We start from the raw sequence: 23,385 nt of genomic DNA on the forward strand, positions 1-23,385 counted from the left end.
GTCACACTCCCCACTCACCTCCGTCATCGGGCAGTCGCCGGCTTCAGGAAGATCTCGGGGTAATTGTTCTCCGTTACCACGCGACCTTGCGACACAGCAGCGGCAAGCTCTCGCTGCACTTGCGCACGAGTCATGACCTGGGTAGCACAGGGTGTCGCCTGCGTCTCTGCAGCAACGGCAGGAAGCGCAACTGAGAAAGCGAGCATAAGCGCACCCACCAAGAAGATTCGGTTTTTCATGTTCACCCCTTCCTGACCACTGTCGGCTAATAAGCAGTCAAATATGTAGTTTCGATACTGACAACAGTAGCGCCCGCACAACAATGCGGCCAGATTGAGAACACTCATATGGTGTTTCACGTTCTGAAATAATTCTTGGACACATCATATTGGATCGACTTTTCTGCATGCGCATCTTTGTGCAGGTCGTGGAGAACGCCTCGTTCGCAGCCGCCGCACGCGCGCTTGACATATCACCTGCAATGGCCACCCGCGCAGTCGCCAGCCTGGAAAGCAGAGTTCGGTCTCGCCTGCTTCAACGCAGCACACGAAGCGTCACGCCAACAGACATTGGATTGGACTACGCTCAACGGTGCCGGGCGATACTTGATGCCGTGGCGCAGGCTGATGAAGTTGCGGTAAAGGACCACGTCCGCCCCAGCGGCGTGCTCAGGATCGCACTGCCATCCACCCTTGCGCTGACGATCTTGCCCAAGGTCTTCTCTGACTTTACCCGCCGCTATCCGGAAGTATCGCTCGACATCTCTATCGTCGATCGCCACATCGACCTGGTAGAGGAGGGCTACGATATGGCCATCGCGCTGGACACAATGCTTACCAGCGAATCCATCGTCAGTCGGTGTGTGCCATTCGGGCGGTTCATCGCTTGTTGCACCCCCGCCTATCTTGGATCGAGGCCAGTTCCAACCCAGTGGAGCGAGCTCAACGATGATAGAGTCCTGTGTCTGCGTCGCTTCACAGAGAAGGTCCGCGCCTTGGCGGGTGTCCGCTTCGACACCAGTACGAGCAGTGCCATGCTGAGAATGCTTGCGCTCGAGAACTGTGGGGTCGCTCTATTGCCGGATTTCATGGTAGGAGACGACCTCCGCCAGGGCAGTCTCGTTCAGGTATTGAACACAGCGCCCCTTCCGGAGATGTGCCTGTGGCTGGCCTACCCTACCCGCCAATACATATCTGCCAAAGTCAGCAAGTTTATCGAAGCAGTGCTGTCCACACTTGAAATGTGACCGCTAGCGCAAACCACCACCGCGGGTCATCGCGCTGCCGGCAGCCAAGCAAGACTCGGATCGCTGGTATCTGCTAAACAAGCCGTGAAGTGTAGTAATCGCGGGTCTCCCGCACTTTGTGTGACGGCCGAGTCAAGGCCTTGATTGCCGGCCAAGTTGGTCTACGTTGATCGTTACCGTGATTGGCCGATCGGTATCAACGTCGTACGCGATCGCAGGCTCGGGCGTTGCACGCGTTGGGCCACGCCCTCGGTGGTGAGGCAGCAGCCCGGCTTGCCGACGCCTTGGGCTTGCGCACCAGTGCTGACACCGTGCTGCGAGAATTGCGCAGAGTACCTGAGCGCAAGCGCAAACCAAAACCGCGGGTCGTCGGCATCGATGACTGGGCGATCGCGCGCGGTCACCAGTACGGAACGATCATCGTCGACTTGGAGAGACGTGAGCCGATCGAAGTGTTCGCCGGTAGGGACGCCATTGCGTGGCTGCGTGGCTGCGTGGATGCGTGCGCACCCATCGATCGAGATCGTCGCCAGGGACCGGGCCGGGGCCTATTCCGAAGCGGTCGACCTCGCGCTACCGGCAGCCCAGCAAGTCTCGGATCGCTGGCATCTGCTGAGCAACCTGCGCGACAACGTCGAGCGGCTGCTGGCACGATCAGAGGAATCGCGCGCGAACTCTCAACACCGGCGAAGTGTGCTGCATTTCGATCGATGGTTGAAACGTTTGTCGTGCTGCGACGCTGAGGAAATGCGTCGGTTCGCGCAAAGCCTGAGCTCCGACTTACCGGCTGTGCGGGCCGCATTCAAGTTGCCATGGAGCAATGGCCAGACCGAGGGTCATGTCAACCGGCTCAAGCTCCTCAAGCGCCAAATGTACGGCCGCGCAAATATGGAGCTTCTGCGGCTGCGAGTGTTGAAGCCAAACTAAACCGGCCTGCTCTGTTCTACAGGCCCCGCCAGTCCGGTCGCGATCGCAGGCACGTGAGTACGTGTGGCCACGGCGAGGCTGGCGGACTCGCTTACGTTAGTCAGTAAGAAGAATAGTGGTAGTCGGGCGGGAAAGACGATGGCTTGCAGCGACTGATTTCAAAGGGTTTTTAGGACCGAACCGCCAGCTCTCGCATCAAAGTTACGATGACCCCATAAAGCAAGCTTTCCACACATGCCCTCGCCTCTCGCCTACTCCCTTGTTAGTGGGCTGCTGCTGCGGCGCCGGATGCGGCCCCCTTGTCAGGCTTGGTGAACCAGATTAGCGGAATGATGGCGGCGAAGATCACGCCCGAGATCCAAAAGATGTCGTTTAAGCCGAGCATGATGGCTTGCAAGTTCAGGCTACGCTCGAAGTAGGTGACGGCTTGCTCGGGGGTGAAGCCCAGGCTCGACTGGATCGAATTCAGCGCCTGGCCATACAGTGGGTTGCCCGGGCTGGCCTGTTCCACCAGTCGCGCATGGTGCAGCACCGCCCGGTTGTTCCACGCGGTGGTGGCCAGCGACGTGCCCACGGCTCCGCAGAACACCCGGACGAAGTTGGACAAGCCGGCAGCGGCCGGAATCTTCTCGGGCGGCTGGCCCGACAGGAGGATTGCAGTCAGCGGAACGAAGAACAGCGCGGTCGGAATGCCTTGCAGCAAAGTGGGCAGCACCAGCGTGAAAGTGTCCACGCCGGTGGCATATTGCGAGCGCATGAAGAACACGCCGGCAAAGCCGAGGAAGGACAGCGTAGCAAGCACGCGCAGTTCCGACTTGGGCAGGATCTTGCCCACCACCGGCGCCAGCAGCACGGCGAAGATGCCCAGCGGCGCCGTCGCCAGCCCGGCGTTGATGGCGGGGTAGGCCAGGTACTGCTGCATCCACTGGGGCAGCACCACCAGGTTGGCAAAGAACACCGCGAAGGCGACCGAGATGGCGACCGTGCCGGCAAGGAAGTTGCGGCCCTTGAACAGGCGCAGGTCAATGATCGGCTTCGGCTCGGTCAGCTCCCATATCACGAAAAAGAGGAAACTGAGCAGCGCGACAATGGCCAGGGTGATGATGACCGGCGAGCTGAACCAGTCCAGGTCCTTCCCCTTGTCGAGCATGATCTGCAACGACGCCACCCAGGTGATGAGCGAGGCCAGGCCCACGAGATCCATCGGCAGCTTACCCGTCTGGGTTTCGCGGTCACGGTAGATCGCCCAGGTGACGGCAGCGGCAAACAGGCCCACTGGCACGTTGATATAGAAGATCCACGACCAGGAGTAGCTGTCGGTCATCCAGCCACCCAAGGCCGGGCCGGCAATGGGCCCGACGGTGGCCGTCATCGCCCACAGCGCAAGCGCCGTAGCGCTCTTCTCCTTGGGATAGGAGGAAAGTAGGATCGATTGCGAGAGGGGAATCAGCGGCCCCGCCACGGCGCCCTGCAGGATACGCGCGCCCAGCAGCACTGTCAGGTTGGGAGCGACACCGCACAGCCATGATGACAGCACGAACAGCAGGATGGCGCCCACGAACAGGCGGATCTGGCCGACGCGTTGGGTCAGCCAGCCGGTCAGCGGGATCGCCACGGCGTTGGCCGCGGCGAACAGGGTGATGACCCATGTGCCTTCGTCGATCGACACACCGAGGTTGCCGGAGATCGTCGGGATCGCTACGTTGGCGATCGACGAGTCGAGCACGTTCATGAAGGTGGCCAGGGCCACGGCGAAGCTTCCGATCACAAGCTTGCCGCCAGTCAGCGGGGCTGGCACGGGTGAGGTCTGGGCTTGGGACTGCATGATGGGCTCCAGGCGAATGGGGTCGTGTGGAAAAACTGGTCGGTCAGATAGCTGGACGGGGCTGGCCTTTGCTGCCGTGTACTGCCTACGCGGCTGGCGGCACGTCATGAGGTGTTGACCCTCTGGGGGTCGCTTGCGTGCTGCGCTGTGCTCGCTGGGGCCCGAGCTTCCGTTCTTGTTGTGCGACGTCTGCGGCCGCCTCTTGGGTGCCGGCCGTACCGTTACGGTTCTGCGCGATGATCCGCACGATCTCGCGATCGGCTTCCTCACCTTGGCGCTGGAACACGTCGGTGCGATAGGTCGTGCGGTACAGCGCTTCATTACCACTGCGGCTGCCGCTGGCGAGAGCCGAACCGCCCTCCTCGCGCGTTTGCACATCGACCTGCATCGACAGGCCGATCTGCAGTGGATGCTCACGTAGCTCCACCGGATCGAGCTGGATGCGCACGGGCAGGCGCTGCACGACCTTGATCCAGTTGCCGGTGGCATTCTGCGCGGGCAACGCCGAGAACGCACTGCCGGTGCCGGCCGAGAAGCCCACCACCTTGCCGTGGTAGGTCACCTTGCTGCCATAGAGGTCGGCATGCAGTTCAACCGGCTGGCCGATGCGGATGTGTTTGAGCTGGACTTCCTTGAAGTTGGCGTCGACCCAAACGCCGTCGAGCGGCACGATAGCCATCAGCGGGTTGCCGGGGGCCACGCGCTGGCCAACCTGTACGGAGCGGCGCGCGACGTAGCCGGTGACGGGGGCGGGCAGCGTGTTGCGGGCATCGGCAAGGTAAGCTTCTCGCACCTTGGCAGCGGCAGCCATGACGCTGGGATGGTCGGCGACGGTAGCCTGGTCGGTCAGCGTGTGGTTGGACGCCAGTTGCTGGCGTGCGGTCTCGAGCGCGGCTTCGGCGGTCTTGACCGCATCGCGGGCGTGAGCCACATCTTCCGCAGCCACCGCGCCGGATTCTGTCACCTCGGTGCGCCGGCGCAGATCATCCCGCGCGCGGGCGAGATCGGCCTGCCGCTGCTGCACCGTCGCCGCCAGCACGTTGTTGTTGGCATAGAGCGCGCTGACTTGACGCACGGTCTGGCCAAGTGAGGCTTCGGCATTGGCGAGCGCAATATTGGCGTCGGCGGCGTCGAGGGTTACCACCGGCTCGCCGGCCTTGACGATCTGTGTATCGTCGGCGTGGACAGCGACCACGGTGCCACTCACTTGCGGCGTGAGCTGGACCAGGTTGCCGGTGACATAGGCGTCGTCGGTTTCTTCGTGGAAGCGCACCAAGGTGTAGTAATACGCGGCGTACCCGGCCGCAGCGAGTGCCGTGGCCAGGCCTAGCAGGGCCAGCAGGCGCTTGCGGGTGTTCTTCCTGGCGGGTTGAGCATCGAGGGTGGCCTGGGGGCTGGCCTGTTCAGCGGCGGGGGCGTTCTGGGTCGTTTCGTTCACAGCGTCACCTGTTCGTAATCGATGAGTGGGGAATCAGCGGACAAGCGCCGTTGGTTTGGTCGGGTCGGAGATGTCCGAATAGCCGCCACCCAGCGCAGCGGCCAGGGCGATCTGTCGATCACGGCGCGTCATGCGCAGGTTGGCGAGCACCTGGCGGCTGGCCAGCGCACTCGTCTGCGCGTTCAGCACCGTCAGCTGGGTGGTCAGGCCGGCCTTGTATTGCGCCAGCGCCAGGGTCAGCGCGCGCTGCGCGGCGGTATCGGTGCGTACGGCATTGCCGATCTGTGCGTCGATGGCGCGAATGTCGGAGAGCTGGATGGCAACATCGGTCAAGGCATTGGTCAGCGACTCGTTGTAACTGGCCACGGCGAAGTCGAATTCGGCATAGCGGCCTTTGAGTTGGGCGCGCAGCGCGCCGCCGTCGAAGATCGGCAAGTGGATCGCAGGACCAGCCGAGGCGGTGCGGCTGGCGGCGCGCAGGAAGCGGCCCCAGCCAAAGGCATCGAGACCGATCATGGCGCTCAGGTTGATGTCCGGATAGAACTCGGCCTTGGCGACCTTGATGTCATGCAGCGTCGCGTCGACGCGCCAGCGCGCGGCGACGATATCCGGTCGGCGCGAAACCAGGTCGGCCGGCAGGTTGTCGGGCAGGCGGATTTCGTCTCCCGCGCCCAAGGCAGGACGGGCGATCGCCAGGCCGCGGTCCGGGCCCCGCCCCAGCAGTGCGCCAAGCTGGTAACGCGTGCGCTGGATGCTGCCGTCGAGCGAGGACAGCGCAACTTCGCTGGCAGCGAGGTTCGCCTCCGCGGTGCGCTTCTCGACCTCGGTGTCGAGGCCCATGGTGACGCGTCCGTCGGTCACGCGCAGCGCTTCGCCGCGCTGCTTGACTTCATCCTGCGCGATGTCATGCAGTGCGTAGAGGCGCGCCAGTTCGTTATAGGCACGGGCAATTGCACTGCTGAGCGTCAGCCTTACCTGTTCCGCCTCGGCCTCGCTGGCGTGGAGGGAAGACACGGCGGACTTGAGCGTCTCGCGGTTCTTGCCCCATAGGTCCAGTTCATACGAGGCGTTGATGAAAGCCTTGTTTTCCGACTGCCAGGAACCGGCGAAGGGGGGCGGGATCAGCGTGCTTTCCGAAAAACGCTGGCGGGTCCACGAATAGCCCGCCCCGACTTGCGGCAGCGTGTTGGCATTGGCGCCCTCGCTGAACGCCGTAGCGGCGGCCACACGCGCCCGCGCCTTTTCGAGCGATGGACTACCCTGCAGGGCTTCACCGATCAGCGTCTTGAGTTGTGCATCCCCAAACTGGTCTGCCCAATCGGTGGAGGGCCAGCGGCCGTGCTCGGCAGGAATGCTCTCCGTGGTGGCGTAGCTGCTGGCATTGGCAATGTTCCTGTCGCTCTTGATGCCGGCATAGTTGGCGCAGCCGGCCAGCACAGCTGCCATCAGTATGAAGACGGTAGGCGCGGCGAAGTGGCGTGCTCGGCGGAATTTCTGAGTTTGCATTATCTGACTAGTCAGGTAAATGGATGAAATAAAACGCGCTCAGGCGTCCGCAAATTTCGCGAGCAAGCGGAGGAACTCTTCGAATTCTGCCTTGCTGAAGTGTCTGAGGCGCTGGTTTAGCACCTTAGGCGCTACTACCGGGGCGCGCTCGGCAACTTCCTGCCCCTTCTGAGTCAGTGTCAGGTTGACCACACGACGATCGTCGAGGCTGCGACTGCGCGACAGCAGGCCCTTGGTTTCCAGCTTGTCCAGCATGCGTGTCATCAGCCCTGTGTCGATACCGAGCACCTTGCTCAACTCGAACGGGGTGGTGGCCACGCCCTGAGTGAGTGACAGCAGAATCCCCATTTGCTGGCCAGTGATGTCCAGGTCCTTCAATGCCGCGTCCATTTCCATCAGCAAGGTGTTGCGGGCACGGTTGAGGAAAAACCCGACGCTCTGAGTGATGCGAAAGTTTTCCTTCGAATAGTGGTCCACGGCAAGCCCCAACATTTTATTGATCTTACAGTAGTTGATCTGTCAGATAAATGCAAGTGTCGCAAAGCAAGGGGGCCCATCGCTCATGATTGGCCGTCATCGCTACCGTCGTAACTGTCGCCGCTGCCCCGGGGGTTCAGAGGTGCCACAGGCACGCCCTGCCCCCGCTCTGTTCCTTGCCCGCACTGGGGCGCCGTGCGGGTCTTGCCCCGCCGCCTACCACTATCGTCCCGCTCGTCCAGCGCCAAACGGCCAATCCTGCCTCATATTTACCTGACTGATCAGTTAATGGGGCACGGAACACCCCCTCCCCTAGGCGGGGATGCCGCTCACGACAAACCCCTAGCCCTGCTGGCTCCACTGGATGCTTTGTTTGAAAGCCTGGCGATTAATTGCGTTTTTGCAGATGCTCACCGGAGGCCGCTGCTTGTGTTGAATTCAGGACCTGCAGGAAGAGTTCGCTTCCTCGCAGAGAAGAAGCGTGCCCGACACCATCGACACTCGCACTGCTTTTGGTCGGTGTACCGTGCGAAGCCTGTGGGCGCAGACGACCCACTCTGATGGCACGCTGCTGACTACGACTCAAGACAGACGTGCCGACGGAACGAGCTATCCAATTCTGTAGCGTCACGGCGGCGCGAATCCGATTGGATGCCGGGCGCGCAAATAGTGAGCGGCATCGCAGTGTCACGAACGGCATCCATGCCCGCTTCATCTTCCGGCACAACGTGGAGGTACATGTGGCGCACCGCGATGGCAGCCACGACAACGATGCTGGCAGCAAGGGTTACTCTGCGAGAACCTTTGTCCAAGTGGTCACGTGATGTACCTTTAATCGTAGAAATCTCGGTACATATCACCGCGGTGATGGTCACGGTAGTACCGCCAAACGCCGGCTGCGATACCGCCAACCACGAGAATCGGCCATACGGCGTTCGCCAGCGGTAATGCCGGCTCGCAATGAACCGTTCTTAGCGTACTAGCCGCCATGCAAGGAATCGTGTTGATGGCGGTGGCGCCCAAAAAAGCGAGGAACGCGTAAAGCCACCACCTGACGGCTTCCACGACAAAACGATACTGGAGTTGCAGAACTGAAGGACGACGTCGACGCCTTGTCATATTCGTGCTGAGGTTGAGCGGATGTCATCAATTTGCCTGATGTCCTGGCTGCGGGCGCCCCTCAACAGGGTGATGTTGTGGAAACGAGACTATCCTCGACCCAACCCCCGTTGTAGAACGAATGTCAGCGAGCAAGAAGAGCGAATGCCTTCTTGAAGCATCCCTTAGTTGCCCATCGTTGATGGGCTCATCAACTGTACGTCTGGCATTTTCTCGACGCGAGCAGCTTGCATCCCCTCTTTGGAGGGAGTTGCAATGCAACACACTTCATTGCCGCACAGTTCATCTCACACTATGATGTTTTTAAGAAAGCGCTACACACGTGTTCGAGTTTCTTCGTGACTTCACGCGTGAAGATGAGCGTCTGCATAGCAGGGGTCAATTGGTGGATGAGAACTACGGGCCGTGGAGACGGCGCTGGCTACGATGGCATTCGCGGTCCCTGCTGGCTAGCATAATTACTCTGGCCGGGGCCGAGCGCCAACCATACCTGGATAGGATGCGTTCGGCCTACCACGACCTTGGAGACTTCACGGGGTTGTCAGTTTTTTTGTGTGCAGGACAGTTAAAGGCTCACCGTCGATTGAGCGGTGAGCCAGCATTATCTCAACGATGCGGATGGGTGAAGCGCTCCTCGTAGAGGATCGCAAACTGGTTCATCGCCGCCTTCCAGTCATGGGTAGAGCTTCCCCACTTGCCGGTGATGTTGCGCAGCGCCAGCCAGAGCAGTTTGGTTGCCGCCTCGTCGCTGGGGAAGTGACCTCGCGTCTTGATGATCTTGCGCAATTGGGCATTGATACTCTCAATGGCGTTGGTAACCGGCATGATAGGAACCGGTGCCCCTCCTCCTCACCGAGTAACTTGGTGTATGGTTCGACCATCCGGGACAGGGGCACCGGGGAGCACTTCGGGTGGGCAGGCCGTTCATATACGTTGAGCTGCGAGCTCGTGTTAGTAGTTGGCCGCCCCTGCGACCCGCCCGGTTGCGCTGCGAGCGCGAATCCGTAGTTGTCGTGCTGTCCCACCGGCTCCCATTTGCGATGTTTCCCATGGGAGACGCCAATGCGAGTGATAGGACTGGATGTATCGCGATCCGTTGCCGAGATCGCCTATCTGGAGAATGGCCTGCTACGCGCCGGGGGTCGCGTCGGACTGCGACGCGACGAGCTCGAACGCTTTGCCGCCAAACTAAAGCCCGACGACCACGTAGTACTCGAGGCGACCGGCAATACGATCGCCATTGCAAATGTGCTGACTAGTCATGTTGGCAGAGTGATCGTCGCCAACCCGCTGCAAGTCCGTCTAATTGCGGAAGCCCGCGTGAAGACGGATAAGATCGATGCGGCCATTCTTGCGCAACTCTATGCGAGTGGCTTCCTGCCCGAGGTCTGGATTCCAGACGAGGCCACGCAAGCGATGCGGCGGCAGGTGTCGCGCCGCGCCCAGATCGTCCGACAGAGGACGCGCCTCAAGAATGAGGTTCACGCTGTCCTTGCCGCGCATCTCATCGAGCGGTGTCCCGCGACAGACCTGTTTGGCAAGAAAGGGCGGGCGTGGCTGAGTCTGCAGCCGCTACCCACGGACGAACGTATCGGGATCGACCAGCGGTTGCATGAGCTGGACCGGCTGGCAGAGAATCTGCAGGAGATTGACCGCGTCCTGGCCCAATCCGCTATTCAGGACGACAGGCTACGCAAGCTCCTGACTATCACCGGCGTCAACACCACAGTGGCGATCGGGTTGCTCTCCGCCATCGGCGATATCGCCCGCTTTCGCTCGCCGGAGAAATTGGTCAGCTACTTTGGCCTCAATCCGTCGGTCTACCAATCCGGCTTGCAACCAGCAAAACACGGACACATCAGCAAGCGCGGACGTTCCTATGCGCGTGCCATGCTGGTCGAGGCTGCTTGGGCCGCAGCGCAAACGGCCGGCCCCGTCCGAGCCTTCTTCCTACGTATCCGCGATCATCGCGGTCAGCAGATCGCCGCTGTTGCCACGGCACGCAAGCTGGCGATCATCGTCTGGCACGTCCTCACGCGTAACCAATGCTTCGCCTGGGATCGCCCGGCGCTGACTGCGCGAAAGACCCGTGAGCTGGAACTGCAGGCGGGCATGCCTTCTGCGCGTCGCGGTAGCCGCAAGGGAGCAGCCGCCGCCTACAATCTGAAGTCCGTCCGGGATCTGGAGCGTGCAGTCGGAGAGCAAGCCGAGCAGGCTTACCAACGCCTGTTCTCACGCTGGAAACAAGCGCGACCGCAGACAGGTGCGGTACGCGCTCCGTGGCCACCAATACGGACGCCATGAACGAGTGAGAGAGCACCGCGGGCTTGTCAACTTCATCCGTCGTGTAGACGATCTTGCGGATTGCCGGCGGGAACGCAAAGAACGGAATCACCTGATCCCAGGCGCGCCGCCAGGATGCGCCGATGGGTGCGTACCGTTGACCCCATTCCCCTTGCTCGAAGGCTGACAACTCGGCTAGCGCAGCTTCGACAGTAGGTGCCGTGTACACGGGCTTGAGCGCTGCCGCCACGGCCCGGCGTTCCTTCCAGCTGGCGTACTCGAGGCTGTTGCGGATCAGATGCACGATGCAGGTCTGCAGCGTCGTATTCGGGAACACCGCATTCAATGCCTGCTCCATGCCTCTGAGCCCATCGGTGACCGCGATCAGGATGTCCTGCGTGCCGCGGGTCTTCAGGTCGTTGAACACCTTCATCCAGAACTTGGCGCCTTCGGTAGTCTCGATCCACAGGCCCAGGATGTCGCGCGTGCCATCTGGCAGCACGCCCAAGGCCAGGTAGACAGCCTTGTTGCGCACCACGCCGTCCTCGCGCATCTTGACCCGCAGCGCGTCGAAGAACACCACTGGGTACATCACTTCCAGCGGGCGCGACTGCCAGGTGATTACCTCATCCATGACTGCGTCGGTCACCGAACTGATGAACTCGGGCGACACTTCGGTGCCGTACTGCTCGGCCAGAAACGCCTGGATCTCGCGCACGGTCATGCCGCGGGCGTACATGGCGATGATCTTGTCGTCGAACCCGGTAAAGCGCCGCTCGTGTTTGGGAATCAGGATCGGATCGAAGCTGCCATCGCGCTCGCGTGGGATATCCACCCGCAGTGGGCCGTCATCGGTCAAGACCGTCTTGGCGCTCTTGCCATTGCGCTGATTGGCCGTGCCGGCTGGGCGCTCAGCACCAGCCGGGTAGCCCAGATGATGGCCCAGTTCAGCGCCCAGGGCGCGCTCGATCAGGGCCTTCTTGAACGCCATCGAGGCGTCCTGGACCGCCTCAGCGGTCATCGGACCCTTGACGAAATGCGCGATCAGGTCCTCGGGAATGGTCGGCAGCTCGCGGTCAGCGGCTTGGCTCGTCTTGGTTTTGCGTGGCATACATGCTCCTTGGTGACATGTTATGCCCTAAACACAAAATTTCTGACAGGCCCGACTTCACCCAGGGCGAGGTTGATTTCATATTTCAGCGCGTTTGGCGAGGCCTGAGAAGGCTCGGCTCACGGGCAAGCATCATTGAAATTTCGCCGCTTACCCAGCAGCGCATCCGGGAACAAGGCCAACGATTGATGGCTGAGGCGAACAGACTTGGCCCCGAGGAACTGTAGAGACGTCCTCGGAGCCGAGTCCTCGTTGGTACCTTAGAGGTACCGCTGATGAACCCAAGCTGACACCTACCTTGCGGCTGCCTGGGAAGCCTGCACCCCACGACGGCGAACGCTTTGCGAGGCCGCCTCTCCAGCAGTATTTGAAATTGCTCTCGACTACCTCTGCGGCCTGCTTTGCAGTCGACTGCATCGACTCATAAAGCGTGGTGGTCGCTTTTATCGCCTCCTGCCAGGCACCAAAAGGAGAGGTCGAACCTGATGGCGATTTGTGAACGCGCTGTCGATGAAGTCCTGCAGTTGGCCTCTGCTTGTGGCGTATTGGACTTCGGCAACCTTCGCGAATTCCGCCTGAGTGGCAGCGATGATGTCCTGCAACTGCCTCCTGTACATCAACGCGCTATCGAATACTGGCTGCAACAAATGGATTGGCAGTTCAACTAGTTCTTGCGGGCCCTGAACGAGCCAGTGCCAAGGTCGCGGCAGTGGAAGAGGCCAGTCCTCCCAGCAGACCAGTCCACAACATGCCCCGTTGCGCCCCGGTGACGCGCATCGCCACGTGCCCCACCATGGACAGGCTAGCAATCAGTATCACCGCCCACCATAGTTGGTACGGGTTCAATGCATGGTAGGGTCCCATCCCGACGCTTGGAAGATTGGGCAGAATGACCACAGAGAGGACCAGCAGTTGAAGCGTCGCGGTTAATTCGCGATGCTCAATGAGTCGAAGCCACCCATGCAAGGTCGGCTTCATGTCGAGAAGCACTGCCGCTATCACGGCCGCACCAAGAGACAGGGCGACGGAACCACGCGCCGCATAGGCGCCCAGGGCCAACGTCAACAGCATCACTACAGCACTGGTTGCGCTGCCCAATAGGCCGGTCAGCGCAAATGTACGTAGGCCGGCAACTCGCCCGCCCTCTGGCAGTTCACGCTCATGCCATCCGCGCTCCAGGCCAATCAGAAGACCGACCGCCAGTGCTGCGACCAGGCCGATGGCTTCGTGGGGTATTGCAAGAGGGTTCAAGTCCACTCCTCCCCTGCGAGAGTTCTGCCTGCACTACCTGTCATCCCAACTCACAGAATCACTGGCTTATCGCGCAGCTCATTTTCGACGCTCTCGCGCGCAGGAAAATGCCTTTCAAGATGTTGGCCGATGGCCTGTATGCCTGCGATGACACCGCGTTGATATTCCGAGCGGCGGAAAGCCATCTCCATCTCGCGGCAGATGGCATCCCACTCTTCTTGCGGGACCCGGGCATGGATGCCACGGTCGGCAACAATCTCGACGCAGCGGTCGGCCAACAACAAATAAACCAGGACACCATTGTTGTGTTCGGTGTCCCAGACATGCAGCTGCGAAAAGACCTCGATTGCACGCTCGCGCGCTGTGAGGCCTCTGACCAGCGCCGCAAAGCTCAATGCACCTTCTACGGCGAACCTGAGCTGACCAATATGCGTTGACTCGCTGGCGGCAATGGCCTGCTCGATTGCGAGCAAGGTTTCGCGCGGAAAAGTCCACCTGACTTGCCAGTGCGTCATTAGCAGATGCTTCGCAATGCGCTTGATATTTGCCATCACCATCTGCCGGAGGCCCCTCCGCCGCCAAAGCCGCCACCACCGCCGCCGAACCCACCGCGCCCGGACCCGCCTCCGAAGCCTCCCGACCGCCCGCCGATTCCGAGCCAGCCCGTATGAGAGCCGCCGAACAGCGTGAAGCAGAGCGCGATGGCGCCAGCGACAAGCCCCACCGCAATGGCGCCGGATATCAGCCAGCCGATGACGCCCACCACACCACCGGCAGCCACAGCACCGGGGCCTCTACCCAGGAAAGAACGCAGCAGCCCACCCAATACCACCGTGAGCAGCAAGATGACCGGCATGAACTGCCGGACCGGGTCAGACTCTCGGCCGCGCGCTCGCTTCGGTGGCGGCAACTCCTCGCCATTGATAACGCCCATGATGCGCTCAACGCCGATTGTCACCCCGCTGTAAAAGTCGCCCTGCCTGAATCGAGGAACAATGTCATCGCTGATGATGCGCTTGCTCATGGCATCGGTGAGAACGCCTTCGAGGCCATAGCCGACCTCGATACGCATGGTTCGGTCGTCTTTCGCGATAATGAGCAGGGCTCCATCATCTGCACCTTTGCGCCCAAGCTTCCATTTCTCGACCACGCGGATGGAATATTGCTCGATGGCTTCGGGTTGCGTAGTGGGAACCATCAGAACCGCTACTTGGCTCCCTTTTTCGGATTCGAACGCCTCCAGCCTCTGCTCCAGCGCCGCTTGTTGCTCACTGGTGAGCGTGCCGGTCAGGTCGGTCACGCGCGATGTCAGCGAAGGCACTGCGACGTCGGCGGCAGCGCCCAGGGACACAAAGGTCAGAGCGGCAAGAAGCCAGCCTCTTGCGGCCGAAAGCCACTTCACTTGGCACCCCCTGGGGCACTGGCGGGAGGCGAGCCGACGTCAACCTGCGGTGGCTTGGCTATCGCCGATTCACTGGCAACCGTGAAGTTAGGCTTTTCCTTGTAACCAAAGGCTATTGCCGTCAGGTTGGACGGTATCGAGCGCACGGTCACGTTGTAGGCCTGCACCAATTGGATATACCGGTTGCGCGCGACGGTAATCTGATTCTCGGTACCCTCGAGCTGGGACTGCAAATCCCTGAAGCCCGCATCGGCCTTCAACTGCGGATAGTTTTCGGAAACAGCGAGGAGCCTCGACAAAGTCCCGGACAACTGCTGTTGTGCGACCTGAAATTGGGCAAATGCCTTCGGGTCGTTCAACGTTTCAGGCGTAACCTGAATGGCCCCAACACGCGCTCGCGCCTCGGTCACCGCTGTCAGCACCTCGCGCTCATGGCTGGCGTAGCCCTTCACGGTGTTCACCAGATTGGGCACCAGGTCGGCGCGGCGCTGGTACTGGTTCACTACCTCCGACCAGCTCGCTTTGACCTGCTCATCCTGCTGCTGGATGGTGTTGTAGCCACACCCTGCCAGACTTATCGCCAACATTGCCGTTAGTGCCAACCATAGCTTGCGCACGAGACGCCTCCCTCCGTTCGCTGCCATCGACTGCATGGGGTAACACCACGGCCACAGGCAGCACTATCGAAAATCGGGTTTCCATCACTCATCCTAGGGCGGGCAGCGGGCTGCTTGCTTGATTTGCCTCAACGGCGGCGGCGGCGGGGTCGAACTTCGGCCCGCCTGGCGCAGCTACATAGAATGGTCATATGGTGCCTTTGTGACTGGAGTGAGTGATGCCGACCACCGAGAACCTTGTGATTTCCGTCTCCAGTGCACCATCGTGGTGGACGGAATCGACTGAGATGTGCGAGCACAAAGGCGTCGGACACCCGGACAGCCTTTGCGACGGAGCAGTCGAGGCTGCGGCCCATGCCCTGTGCCGTGCCTACCTGGAAGCCTATGGCGCTATCCAGCATTTCAATCTCGACAAGGCGCTCCTCATCGGCGGCATGAGTGCGCCAAAATTCGGTGGCGGACAGCTCCTGCGACCGATGCGCTTGCTGGTGTCGGGCCCTGTCACGGAACTGCCTTCTGCCAAGGCTGAGCGAATCGTTGAGCAGGCCATTCGTGACTACCTCGCGGCCAGCTTAGGCAGGGTCGGCGACGACATCCGGGTAGAGCCCATACTCCGCCCTTCGGCCCCAAACCTCCGACGCGTGACTGGCACATCATCCATCCCACTGTCGAATGACACGTCCTTTGGTGTCGGGTACGCGCCACTCTCCAGCCTCGAAAGGGCTGTACTGTCGGTTGCGCAAATACTGCGTTCACGTGAACTTAAGGACTCTTTTAAGGGAACCGGGCATGACTTCAAAGTCATGGGCAGCCGGCTCGATGGGCATCACCGTCTCACTATTGCGCTGGCCTTTGTGGACCGCTATATCAGCACGGTTGACGAATACTTCACTGTGAAGGGTCAGATTGCGTCATACCTCACAGAACGCATCGAACCGACGATTGAGATTGCCATCAATACCCTAGACGACAGCGATGCCGGTGATGAAAGTGGCATCTACCTGACCGTCACGGGCCTGAGCGCGGAGCACGGCGATGACGGTCAGGTCGGTCGCGGAAACCGGGTCAACGGCTTGATTACCCCGTATCGGCCAATGTCTTTGGAAGCTGCAGCAGGAAAGAACCCGGCGGCGCATGTTGGCAAGCTTTACAACGTGCTCGCCCATCAGTTGGCTGCGCGCATCGCGGCAGATGTGGATGGCGTCAACCAGGTTGTGGTGCGGCTACTGTCCGGCATCGGCCGCCCAATCGACCAGCCACAACTGGCAGCCATCGATGTCGTGGCTGAAGAGGGACTCTCGCCCGACGAGCAGCGGGAAATCCGTGACCTCCTCCGGCAACAGTTGGCCAACATTCCCACGTTGGTCAGGGACCTGGCGACTGAAGCGGTGCCGGTGTTCTAAATCTCAATTGCCCCCGTCCAAAATCTACGCGGCCCTTGCCTCGCGGCCTTCGCATTCCTTGATTGGCATCAAGAGCCACACTTCTCAGCACCCCATACTGAAAATGTAACTCATCTGTTGCAGGCCCACCAATCGCCCCCAGGAGGATGGGATGCCAACTAAGTCCGCTACCCCTTCCGTGGAAGAGCTCGGTGTTGCTGGTGGGCAGCACATGACCGGCCAAGTTGAAACCGCGCGCCAACAGCGAGTGCGAGACCCGGTATGCGGCATGGAGATTTCCCCGGGCGAAGCCGCAGCCAGTGCAGAAGTCGACCAGCGGCGCTATTGGTTCTGTTCAAGTCACTGCGAGAAAACCTTCCTCGCAAATCCTGCTCAATACATTCCCCATCCATCTCACGAGCATGCTCGGGTAGGTGCTTCGACACCCACAACGGCCGCTGCCACGCCGGCCGCCAGCGGTGCGAAGCAACTGGCTAAGGACCCCATCTGCGGAATGATGGTCGACAAGGCCACGGCCCTGTCGACCGAGCGCGGCAACCGCAAGTACTACTTTTGCAGTGAAAGCTGCCTACGGACTTTCGAGTCGCCCGAGAGCGAGCTGAAGGCCATGAAGACGCGCGTGACCATCGCGCTCACGGGCGTCCTCGCTCTCGCGGTATTACGGGCTGGTGCCTTCCTGGCACTAGCGGCCGGCGCGACCCTTCTGACTTGGGCGCCGATTCCCGCATTGCCGTGGTTCACGTGGGGGATGTGGCTATTCCTGCTGGTCACGCCGGTCCAGTTCATTGGCGGCTGGAGCTTCTATAAGGGCGCGTGGAACGCGGTCCGAACGCGCAATATCAACATGGACTTCCTCATCGCACTGGGGACGTCCGTTGCGTACTTCTACAGCGTGGTAGTGCTGTTCTTTCCCTCGTGGTTACCCGTGAAGGTGGAAGAACGGGACGTCTACTTCGAAGTGTCGGCCGTGATTATTGCCTTTGTACTGCTGGGCAAGTACATGGAAGAAATCATCAAGAAGAAGTCGTCTGCCGCCGTCCGCCGACTGCTCGACCTGCGCCCCGCCGTCGCCCACGTCATCCGGGACGGGAAAGAAGTAGAGATTCCAGCGGAAAGCATCATGGTCGGCGAATCGGTCATCGTGCGCCCGGGAGAAAAGATTCCCACTGACGGCAAGGTCATCGAGGGCGAGTCCAGCGTCGACGAATCGATGCTGACCGGCGAATCGATGCCTGTCGAGAAGAAGCCAGGTACTGCCGTCATTGGCGGCACACTGAACCGCAGCGGTGCCTTTACCTTCCAAGCGACGAAGATTGGGGCTGATACCGCGCTCGCCCAGATTATCAAGATGGTCGAGGACGCACAGGCCAGTACTGCCCAGATTCAGCGGTTGGCGGACCAGGTCACCGGCTACTTCGTTCCGGCAGTTGTCTCGGTGGCGTTGCTGGCCTTGGTCGGGTGGTCCGTGGCGGGGCATTTCCCGCACGGGCTGCTCGCATTTGTGGCGGTCCTGATTATCTCTTGCCCGTGTGCCCTCGGTGTCGCGACACCGGCGGCGCTGATGGTCGGCGTCGGCAAGGGGGCGGACAACGGCATTCTGATTCGCGGTGGTGAAGTGCTGGAGCGTGCCGAAAAGCTGACGGCGGTCGTCTTTGACAAGACAGGAACGATTACTCGCGGAGAGCCTACAGTCACCGATGTCATCTCATTCTCGAACAACGAGGAATCAACTCTGTTGACCCTAGCGGCCGCCGTCGAAAGTGGGTCAGAGCATCCTCTGGGCGAGGCCGTCGTGCGCGCTGCCCAACATCGCGGCGTCGCGATTCCCAAGGCGAGCGGCATTAGCGCCTTGTCTGGCATGGGCATTCAAGGCCTGGTCGACGGTCAGCAGGTTTGGCTCGGCAACCGGCGCCTGTTTGCAAAGCAAGGGATTGCAACCAAAGAGGCTGAAGCTGTACTCGGCAAGCTCGAAGCAGATGGTAAAACGGGCATGCTAGTTGGCGCCGGCACCAGCCTGCTTGGCGTGGTGGCCGTGGCGGATACGGTGAAGCCGGAGGCAGCTGACGCTGTCACCGCCTTGAAGTCGCGCAACGTCAAAGTGGTCCTTCTGAGCGGCGACAATCATCGGACGGCCGAAGCCATCGGCCGGCAGGTGGGCATCGACCGCGTGATTGCCGAAGTCATGCCAGAGGACAAGGTCCAAACCATCCAAGACCTTCAGAGACAGGGTGAGGTCGTGGCAATGGTGGGCGATGGCGTGAACGACGCGCCAGCACTGGCAGCGGCCGACATCGGTATCGCTATCGGCTCTGGCTCGGACGTGGCCAAGGAGACGGGAAGCATCATCCTTATCCGCGACGACGTACGTGATGTCGTGGCGTCCATCCAACTCTCGCGCGCCACGATGCGCAAAATCAAGCAGAACCTGTTCTGGGCGTTCATCTACAACTCCATCGGCATTCCAGTCGCGGCATTCGGGCTGTTGAACCCTATCTTCGCGGCGGCGGCCATGGCGCTGTCCTCATTGAGCGTCGTGGCCAACTCGGCATTGCTTAAGCGTGTGCGACTTGGCCAGGCCAGTACGGAGGTGACATGAAACATACCGTAGCCTGGCTTTGCGCAGCATTGGCAACGTTGCTTGCCGTCGCCATCGTGTACTGGTTTGGCATTTCACTACTCTCGATACTGGTCGCAATCCTTCTGCTCTCCTGCCCAATCATAGTCGCGTGGGTGACTTGGCGTCCTTCCAGTCAGTGCGAACGCGACATTCAACAGGCCGTGGAGCGCGAGCGTAAGGCCCGAGGCAATCCTTGACGAGGAGAACTAACCATGAACTGGCTCTCACAGAATCTCACGTGGTTGGTGCTTAGCGGAATGGGTATCGGGCCCTGGTAGCGTGGCAAAGATTCACGAGCCCTCGAACCAATCAAGACGGCGGGCAACGCTCCACAACTCAGCAGTACAGCCCCACTGCAGATGACCCGGTCACCGGTAACAAGGTCGGCATTGCGCACGCTATCACAGCGAATTTCGAAGGGAAGACGTACTTCTTCGAGTCCGAAAGTTCACGGGCAATATTTCAGCAAGACCCTGAGCGATACGTACACCGCCATCATCGCCATCACGACTGCTGCTAGACGAACCCTTCTCTCCATAGGAGGAAAGTATGAACCACGACCACGACAATCATGACGCACAGCGAACGGTTTCGAGGTCCAAGGTCGCCCTGATTGGCTTTCTTCTGGTGATTGCCTACTTCCTATGGACCGAACACCGGGCGCATGTCATTCAGTTCTTACCGTTCCTCCTTTTGTCCGTCTGCCCGCTGATGCACATGTTCATGCATCACGGGCATAGGCACAGTCATTATGTTCGGCTTTCTGCTGTAGTGGCCAACGATACTCACCCTGGTGATGTTCCCCATCCTGGTCTGGATGTACGTCCACCTTGCCAAGGCGGAAGAGCAAGATGCACTGGCTGAGTTCGGCCAGGAGTACGAGGAGTATCGCAGCAGAACACCCCGCGTTTATTCCGCACTTGAGCAGCAATATCCCACGGACCCGCCCACATTGAGCGCAATACGTGCTTGACTTGCATCTGGAGGCAGCTATGAAGCCCTTCAAGACCGGCGTGACCCTGTCGGCCACCGTCGTTCTCTTTTATGCCTTGTGTACTCTGGTGTGGCTGGCATTCCCCGAGCCCTTTATGAACTTCATGAACGCGCTCTTTCACGGGCTCGACTTCCGGCGCCTTCGGACCGACCAACCGTTTTCCTGGTGGCCTGTCGCCTATCCAGCCATCGTGTTCGCGGTCTGGTCTTCGCCGCCGGTGCCTTCTTCGCATTGCTGCAAAAGATGCTGGGAGGAAACGACTAACTAACCCCCAGAAGCAGCCTGCCCGACAAGGGACTACACACCACATGTTGACGTCCCTTGCCCTCCATTCCTGACCTTAGCCAGCCCAACTACACCTCTGGCCAGACAGCCGGCAGCCAATAGCGCCGGCTGCCAATTGCCAACAAGATAAAAGGCTCCCATGGAACCGCGCCAACAGCAGTTTTCCCTCTGGTATCTGCTCCTGACAGTCTCGGCGATGCTCATCCTTCAGAGCGTCCTATTCTCGTCCCATGTCGAGACGTTGCCCTACAGCGACTTCAAGGTCCTGCTCAAGGCAGGCAAGCTCAAGGAGCTTACCCTGGGAGAGGGGGTCATCACGGGTACGGTCAACACTGATGGCATTGAGAATTTGCTTCCCAAGCCGCAGGTCGAAGAGATGCAACGTCAGGGTAAGGGAGACCACCCGTTTTCCACGCTCCGGGTAAATGACCCGAATCTGGTCCAAGAACTCGAATCTGCCAAAGTGCGTTTCGTAGGCCAGGCCGATAACAAGTGGATTGGTACGCTGCTGTCCTGGGTGGTTCCCGCCATGCTCTTCTTTGTCGTCTGGAGCTTTCTCATCAAGCGGATGGGCGGTGCCGCCGGCGGAATGCTAGAGATTGGCAAGAGCAAAGCCAAGGTCTACATGCAGAAAGAGACCGGCGTCACGTTCGCTGACGTCGCCGGCATCGACGAGGCCAAAGAGGAGCTCGCCGAAATCGTCAACTTCCTGAAGGACCCCCAGCGCTACCGGCGCCTGGGCGGAAAGATTCCCAAAGGCGTATTGCTTCTCGGCGCGCCGGGCACGGGCAAGACACTGCTGGCCAAGGCGGTAGCCGGTGAAGCCGGCGTGCCGTTCTTCAGCATGAGCGGTTCGGAGTTCGTTGAGATGTTTGTCGGCGTGGGGGCCGCGCGGGTACGTGACCTGTTCAACCAGGCGGAAACCAAGGCACCGTGCATCATCTTCATCGACGAACTGGACGCGCTGGGCAAGACTCGTGCCCTCGGAGCAGTGACCGGTAACGATGAACGCGAACAGACCCTGAACCAATTACTGGTTGAGATGGATGGCTTTGATACTAACAAGGGCGTCATCATCATGGCGGCCACCAACCGGCCTGAAATTCTCGACCCAGCACTGTTGAGACCAGGTCGATTTGACCGCCACATCGCACTGGACCGGCCCGACTTGAAGGGGCGCGAGCAGATCCTCAAGGTCCACATCAAGAACGTCGTTCTGGCGCCCACTGTCGAGCTGAAGAAGCTGGCCGCGCGCACACCTGGATTCGCCGGCGCAGATCTCGCCAACCTCGTCAATGAGGCGGCATTGCTGGCAGCTCGCAAAGGTAAGGATGCCGTGGAAATGGCCGACTTCGACGATGCGCTGGACCGCATTATCGGAGGCCTTGAGAAGAAGAATCGCGTAATGAATCAGCAGGAGAAGGAGACCATCGCCTACCACGAAGCGGGTCACGCCATCGTGGCAGAGTTGCGTCCACGCGCTGACCGCGTATCGAAGGTCTCCATCATTCCCCGTGGCGTGGCCGCACTTGGCTATACACAGCAGACCCCGACCGAGGACCGATATCTCCTGAAACAGAGTGAGCTCCTTGACCGGCTCGATGTTCTGCTCGGGGGACGCATTGCCGAGCAAATCATCTTCGGTGATGTCTCCACCGGCGCCCAGAACGACCTTCAGCGCGCCACCGATATGGCCCGCCAGATGATTACGCAGTTTGGCATGAGCGAACAGCTCGGACTCGCAACCTACGAGGAGATGCCCAATTCCATGTTCATGGGAGCAGGCATGATGCCAAGAGACCGCAAAGAGTACAGCGAGAATACAGCGCAACTGATTGATGCCGAAGTCCGCCAGCTTCTGACTGACGCGAGCAAGCGGGTAAAGCAGACTCTGATGGAGAATCGTCACCGGCTCGATGCGCTGGCGAAGCTACTGCTCGAACAGGAGGTCGTGGAGCGACCAGCTTTGGACTTGCTCCTCTCCGACAAAGTTACACCGCTGATACCTGGGAGGCCAGTGACCGATGTTGCCAGCACATCCGGCTCACAGAAACGGAGCCACGAAAATGACAGCAAGTAGCAAAGAGACGCTATCTGAAAAAAGCGCCCTTTCCCATGAAGAGTACGAGGCGAGTCTGCACCTGCTTCAAATCGAGCTGGTCAAGCTGCAGAAGCACTTTATCTGTTGCAACGACAGAATTCTGGTCCTCTTTGAAGGCCGGGACGCGTCCGGGAAGGATGGCACCATCAAACGCATCGTCGAGCACCTCAGTCCTCGCGAGACCCGTGTAGTCGCACTTGGGAAGCCTTCCGACCGCGACCGAGGTTCCTGGTACTTCCAGCGCTATGCCGCCGAGCTACCTGCCGCCGGTGAATTCACACTCTTCAATCGCAGTTGGTACAATCGGGCGGGTGTCGAGCATGTGATGGGTTTCTGCAACGACGCGGAATATGACGAGTTCATGTCGAGCGTCCCGGAGTTCGAAGGGATGCTGGTGCGCTCAGGCATTCGCCTCATCAAGTACTACCTGGACATCACCAAAGACGAACAGGAGAGGCGCATCGAAGGCCGCCGGCGAGACCCTCTAAAGCAGTGGAAAGTCAGCCCCATCGACGAGCAGGCTGTCTCGCTATGGAAGAAGTACAGCAAGGCTCGAAACCAGATGTTCGAGCGAACAAGCAGCATGGTTCCGTGGAATGTCGTCCGCGCCGACGACAAGCGCGTCGCGCGCCTCAATGTCATCAAGGATTTGTTGTCGCGTCTGCACTATGCAAATAAGGACACAGAGCTGATTCGCTCTGACCCGGAAATCGTGTTTCCCTATGCAGATGAGCATCTGGAGAGCGGAGCCATTGCGAAGTAAGGCCGGATTCGGACCTGTGA

The 23,385-nt window shown here is 60.2% G+C and carries 21 protein-coding genes and 3 pseudogenes; 11 read left to right on the plus strand and 13 right to left on the minus strand.

Going from position 1 to position 23,385, the window contains the following annotated elements:
- Positions 1–23: 23 nt before the first annotated feature.
- Entirely contained in the window at positions 24–347 is a 324-nt protein-coding gene (locus tag K2O51_RS34410) for a DUF4148 domain-containing protein (protein ID WP_220632070.1), read from the minus strand.
- Positions 348–406: 59 nt separating this feature from the next.
- Between K2O51_RS34410 and K2O51_RS34415 the strand changes: the two genes are divergently transcribed.
- Together K2O51_RS34415 and K2O51_RS35950 are read left to right on the plus strand one after the other, a co-directional pair.
- Entirely contained in the window at positions 407–1,246 is an 840-nt protein-coding gene (locus tag K2O51_RS34415; RefSeq protein WP_220632071.1) for a LysR family transcriptional regulator, read from the plus strand.
- Between the two features lie 438 nt (positions 1,247–1,684).
- The gene (locus K2O51_RS35950) at positions 1,685–2,173 is read left to right on the plus strand and encodes a transposase (RefSeq protein ID WP_425333013.1); all 489 of its coding nucleotides are present in this window, start codon (positions 1,685–1,687) and stop codon (positions 2,171–2,173) included.
- A 262-nt stretch (positions 2,174–2,435) separates the two neighbouring features.
- Here the strand turns inward: K2O51_RS35950 and K2O51_RS34425 are convergent, their stop codons facing one another.
- The 6 genes and pseudogenes from K2O51_RS34425 to K2O51_RS34450 all read right to left on the minus strand — a co-directional run.
- A complete protein-coding gene (locus K2O51_RS34425) occupies positions 2,436–3,998 on the minus strand; it encodes a DHA2 family efflux MFS transporter permease subunit (protein ID WP_220632072.1) in 1,563 nt (520 codons plus the stop codon).
- 85 nt (positions 3,999–4,083) lie between these two features.
- A complete protein-coding gene (locus K2O51_RS34430; protein WP_220632073.1) occupies positions 4,084–5,436 on the minus strand; it encodes an HlyD/EmrA/EmrK family protein in 1,353 nt (450 codons plus the stop codon).
- 33 nt (positions 5,437–5,469) lie between these two features.
- Positions 5,470–6,942 carry an efflux transporter outer membrane subunit gene (locus K2O51_RS34435; protein ID WP_220632074.1) on the minus strand — a complete coding sequence of 491 codons (1,473 nt, stop codon included), beginning with the start codon at positions 6,940–6,942 and terminating at the stop codon, positions 5,470–5,472.
- Between the two features lie 39 nt (positions 6,943–6,981).
- A complete protein-coding gene (locus K2O51_RS34440) occupies positions 6,982–7,419 on the minus strand; it encodes a MarR family winged helix-turn-helix transcriptional regulator (RefSeq protein ID WP_041680842.1) in 438 nt (145 codons plus the stop codon).
- 575 nt (positions 7,420–7,994) lie between these two features.
- Positions 7,995–8,294, minus strand: coding sequence for a hypothetical protein (locus tag K2O51_RS34445; protein WP_220632075.1), 300 nt, complete (start codon positions 8,292–8,294; stop codon positions 7,995–7,997).
- An 850-nt stretch (positions 8,295–9,144) separates the two neighbouring features.
- A pseudogene (locus K2O51_RS34450) lies at positions 9,145–9,366 on the minus strand (transposase); the annotation flags it as partial.
- 234 nt (positions 9,367–9,600) lie between these two features.
- Here K2O51_RS34450 and K2O51_RS34455 point away from each other — a divergent pair.
- Positions 9,601–10,842: an IS110 family RNA-guided transposase gene (locus tag K2O51_RS34455; RefSeq protein ID WP_140953302.1), complete on the plus strand. Its 1,242-nt coding sequence runs from the start codon at positions 9,601–9,603 to the stop codon at positions 10,840–10,842.
- A gap of 25 nt (positions 10,843–10,867) precedes the next feature.
- Here the strand turns inward: K2O51_RS34455 and K2O51_RS34460 are convergent.
- The 6 genes and pseudogenes from K2O51_RS34460 to K2O51_RS34480 form a co-directional block, all read right to left on the minus strand.
- Positions 10,868–11,932: pseudogene (locus tag K2O51_RS34460) on the minus strand (IS256 family transposase); the annotation flags it as partial.
- A gap of 443 nt (positions 11,933–12,375) precedes the next feature.
- The gene (locus K2O51_RS35620) at positions 12,376–12,579 is read right to left on the minus strand and encodes a hypothetical protein (RefSeq protein WP_337902929.1); all 204 of its coding nucleotides are present in this window, start codon (positions 12,577–12,579) and stop codon (positions 12,376–12,378) included.
- 37 nt (positions 12,580–12,616) lie between these two features.
- Positions 12,617–13,183 (minus strand): annotated as a pseudogene (locus K2O51_RS35455) (MgtC/SapB family protein); the annotation flags it as partial.
- 50 nt (positions 13,184–13,233) lie between these two features.
- Positions 13,234–13,740, minus strand: a complete 507-nt coding sequence (locus K2O51_RS34470) for a TPM domain-containing protein (RefSeq protein ID WP_011295954.1) — start codon at positions 13,738–13,740, stop codon at positions 13,234–13,236.
- On the minus strand, positions 13,734–14,585 hold the full coding sequence (locus K2O51_RS34475) for a TPM domain-containing protein (protein ID WP_011295953.1): 852 nt from the start codon (positions 14,583–14,585) through the stop codon (positions 13,734–13,736). Before K2O51_RS34475 ends, K2O51_RS34470 begins: the two co-directional genes overlap by 7 nt.
- Complete coding sequence (locus K2O51_RS34480; RefSeq protein ID WP_245002049.1) at positions 14,582–15,172, minus strand: LemA family protein; 591 nt, start codon at positions 15,170–15,172, stop codon at positions 14,582–14,584. Before K2O51_RS34480 ends, K2O51_RS34475 begins: the two co-directional genes overlap by 4 nt.
- Positions 15,173–15,420: 248 nt before the next feature.
- Between K2O51_RS34480 and K2O51_RS34485 the strand changes: the two genes are divergently transcribed.
- The 8 genes from K2O51_RS34485 (at position 15,421) to ppk2 (ending at position 23,365) form a co-directional block, all read left to right on the plus strand.
- Positions 15,421–16,605, plus strand: a complete 1,185-nt coding sequence (locus tag K2O51_RS34485; RefSeq protein ID WP_220632076.1) for a methionine adenosyltransferase — start codon at positions 15,421–15,423, stop codon at positions 16,603–16,605.
- 211 nt (positions 16,606–16,816) lie between these two features.
- Complete coding sequence (locus K2O51_RS34490; protein WP_049796613.1) at positions 16,817–19,201, plus strand: heavy metal translocating P-type ATPase; 2,385 nt, start codon at positions 16,817–16,819, stop codon at positions 19,199–19,201.
- Positions 19,198–19,419, plus strand: a complete 222-nt coding sequence (locus K2O51_RS34495; RefSeq protein WP_220632077.1) for a hypothetical protein — start codon at positions 19,198–19,200, stop codon at positions 19,417–19,419. The genes K2O51_RS34490 and K2O51_RS34495 overlap by 4 nt, the downstream gene beginning before the upstream one ends.
- Positions 19,420–19,622: 203 nt before the next feature.
- On the plus strand, positions 19,623–19,742 hold the full coding sequence (locus K2O51_RS35460; protein WP_245002050.1) for a YHS domain-containing protein: 120 nt from the start codon (positions 19,623–19,625) through the stop codon (positions 19,740–19,742).
- 29 nt (positions 19,743–19,771) lie between these two features.
- Positions 19,772–20,086 carry a DUF2933 domain-containing protein gene (locus K2O51_RS35465; protein WP_084792044.1) on the plus strand — a complete coding sequence of 105 codons (315 nt, stop codon included), beginning with the start codon at positions 19,772–19,774 and terminating at the stop codon, positions 20,084–20,086.
- Between the two features lie 128 nt (positions 20,087–20,214).
- Positions 20,215–20,484: a DUF5676 family membrane protein gene (locus K2O51_RS34510; protein WP_342394114.1), complete on the plus strand. Its 270-nt coding sequence runs from the start codon at positions 20,215–20,217 to the stop codon at positions 20,482–20,484.
- Between the two features lie 156 nt (positions 20,485–20,640).
- A complete protein-coding gene (gene ftsH, locus K2O51_RS34515) occupies positions 20,641–22,581 on the plus strand; it encodes an ATP-dependent zinc metalloprotease FtsH (RefSeq protein WP_220632078.1) in 1,941 nt (646 codons plus the stop codon).
- Positions 22,568–23,365, plus strand: a complete 798-nt coding sequence (gene ppk2 / locus K2O51_RS34520) for a polyphosphate kinase 2 (RefSeq protein WP_011295948.1) — start codon at positions 22,568–22,570, stop codon at positions 23,363–23,365. Before ftsH ends, ppk2 begins: the two co-directional genes overlap by 14 nt.
- The last annotated feature ends 20 nt before the right edge of the window (positions 23,366–23,385 follow it).

It is taken from the genome of Cupriavidus pinatubonensis, from assembly GCF_019602855.1.
Lineage (GTDB): Bacteria > Pseudomonadota > Gammaproteobacteria > Burkholderiales > Burkholderiaceae > Cupriavidus > Cupriavidus pinatubonensis.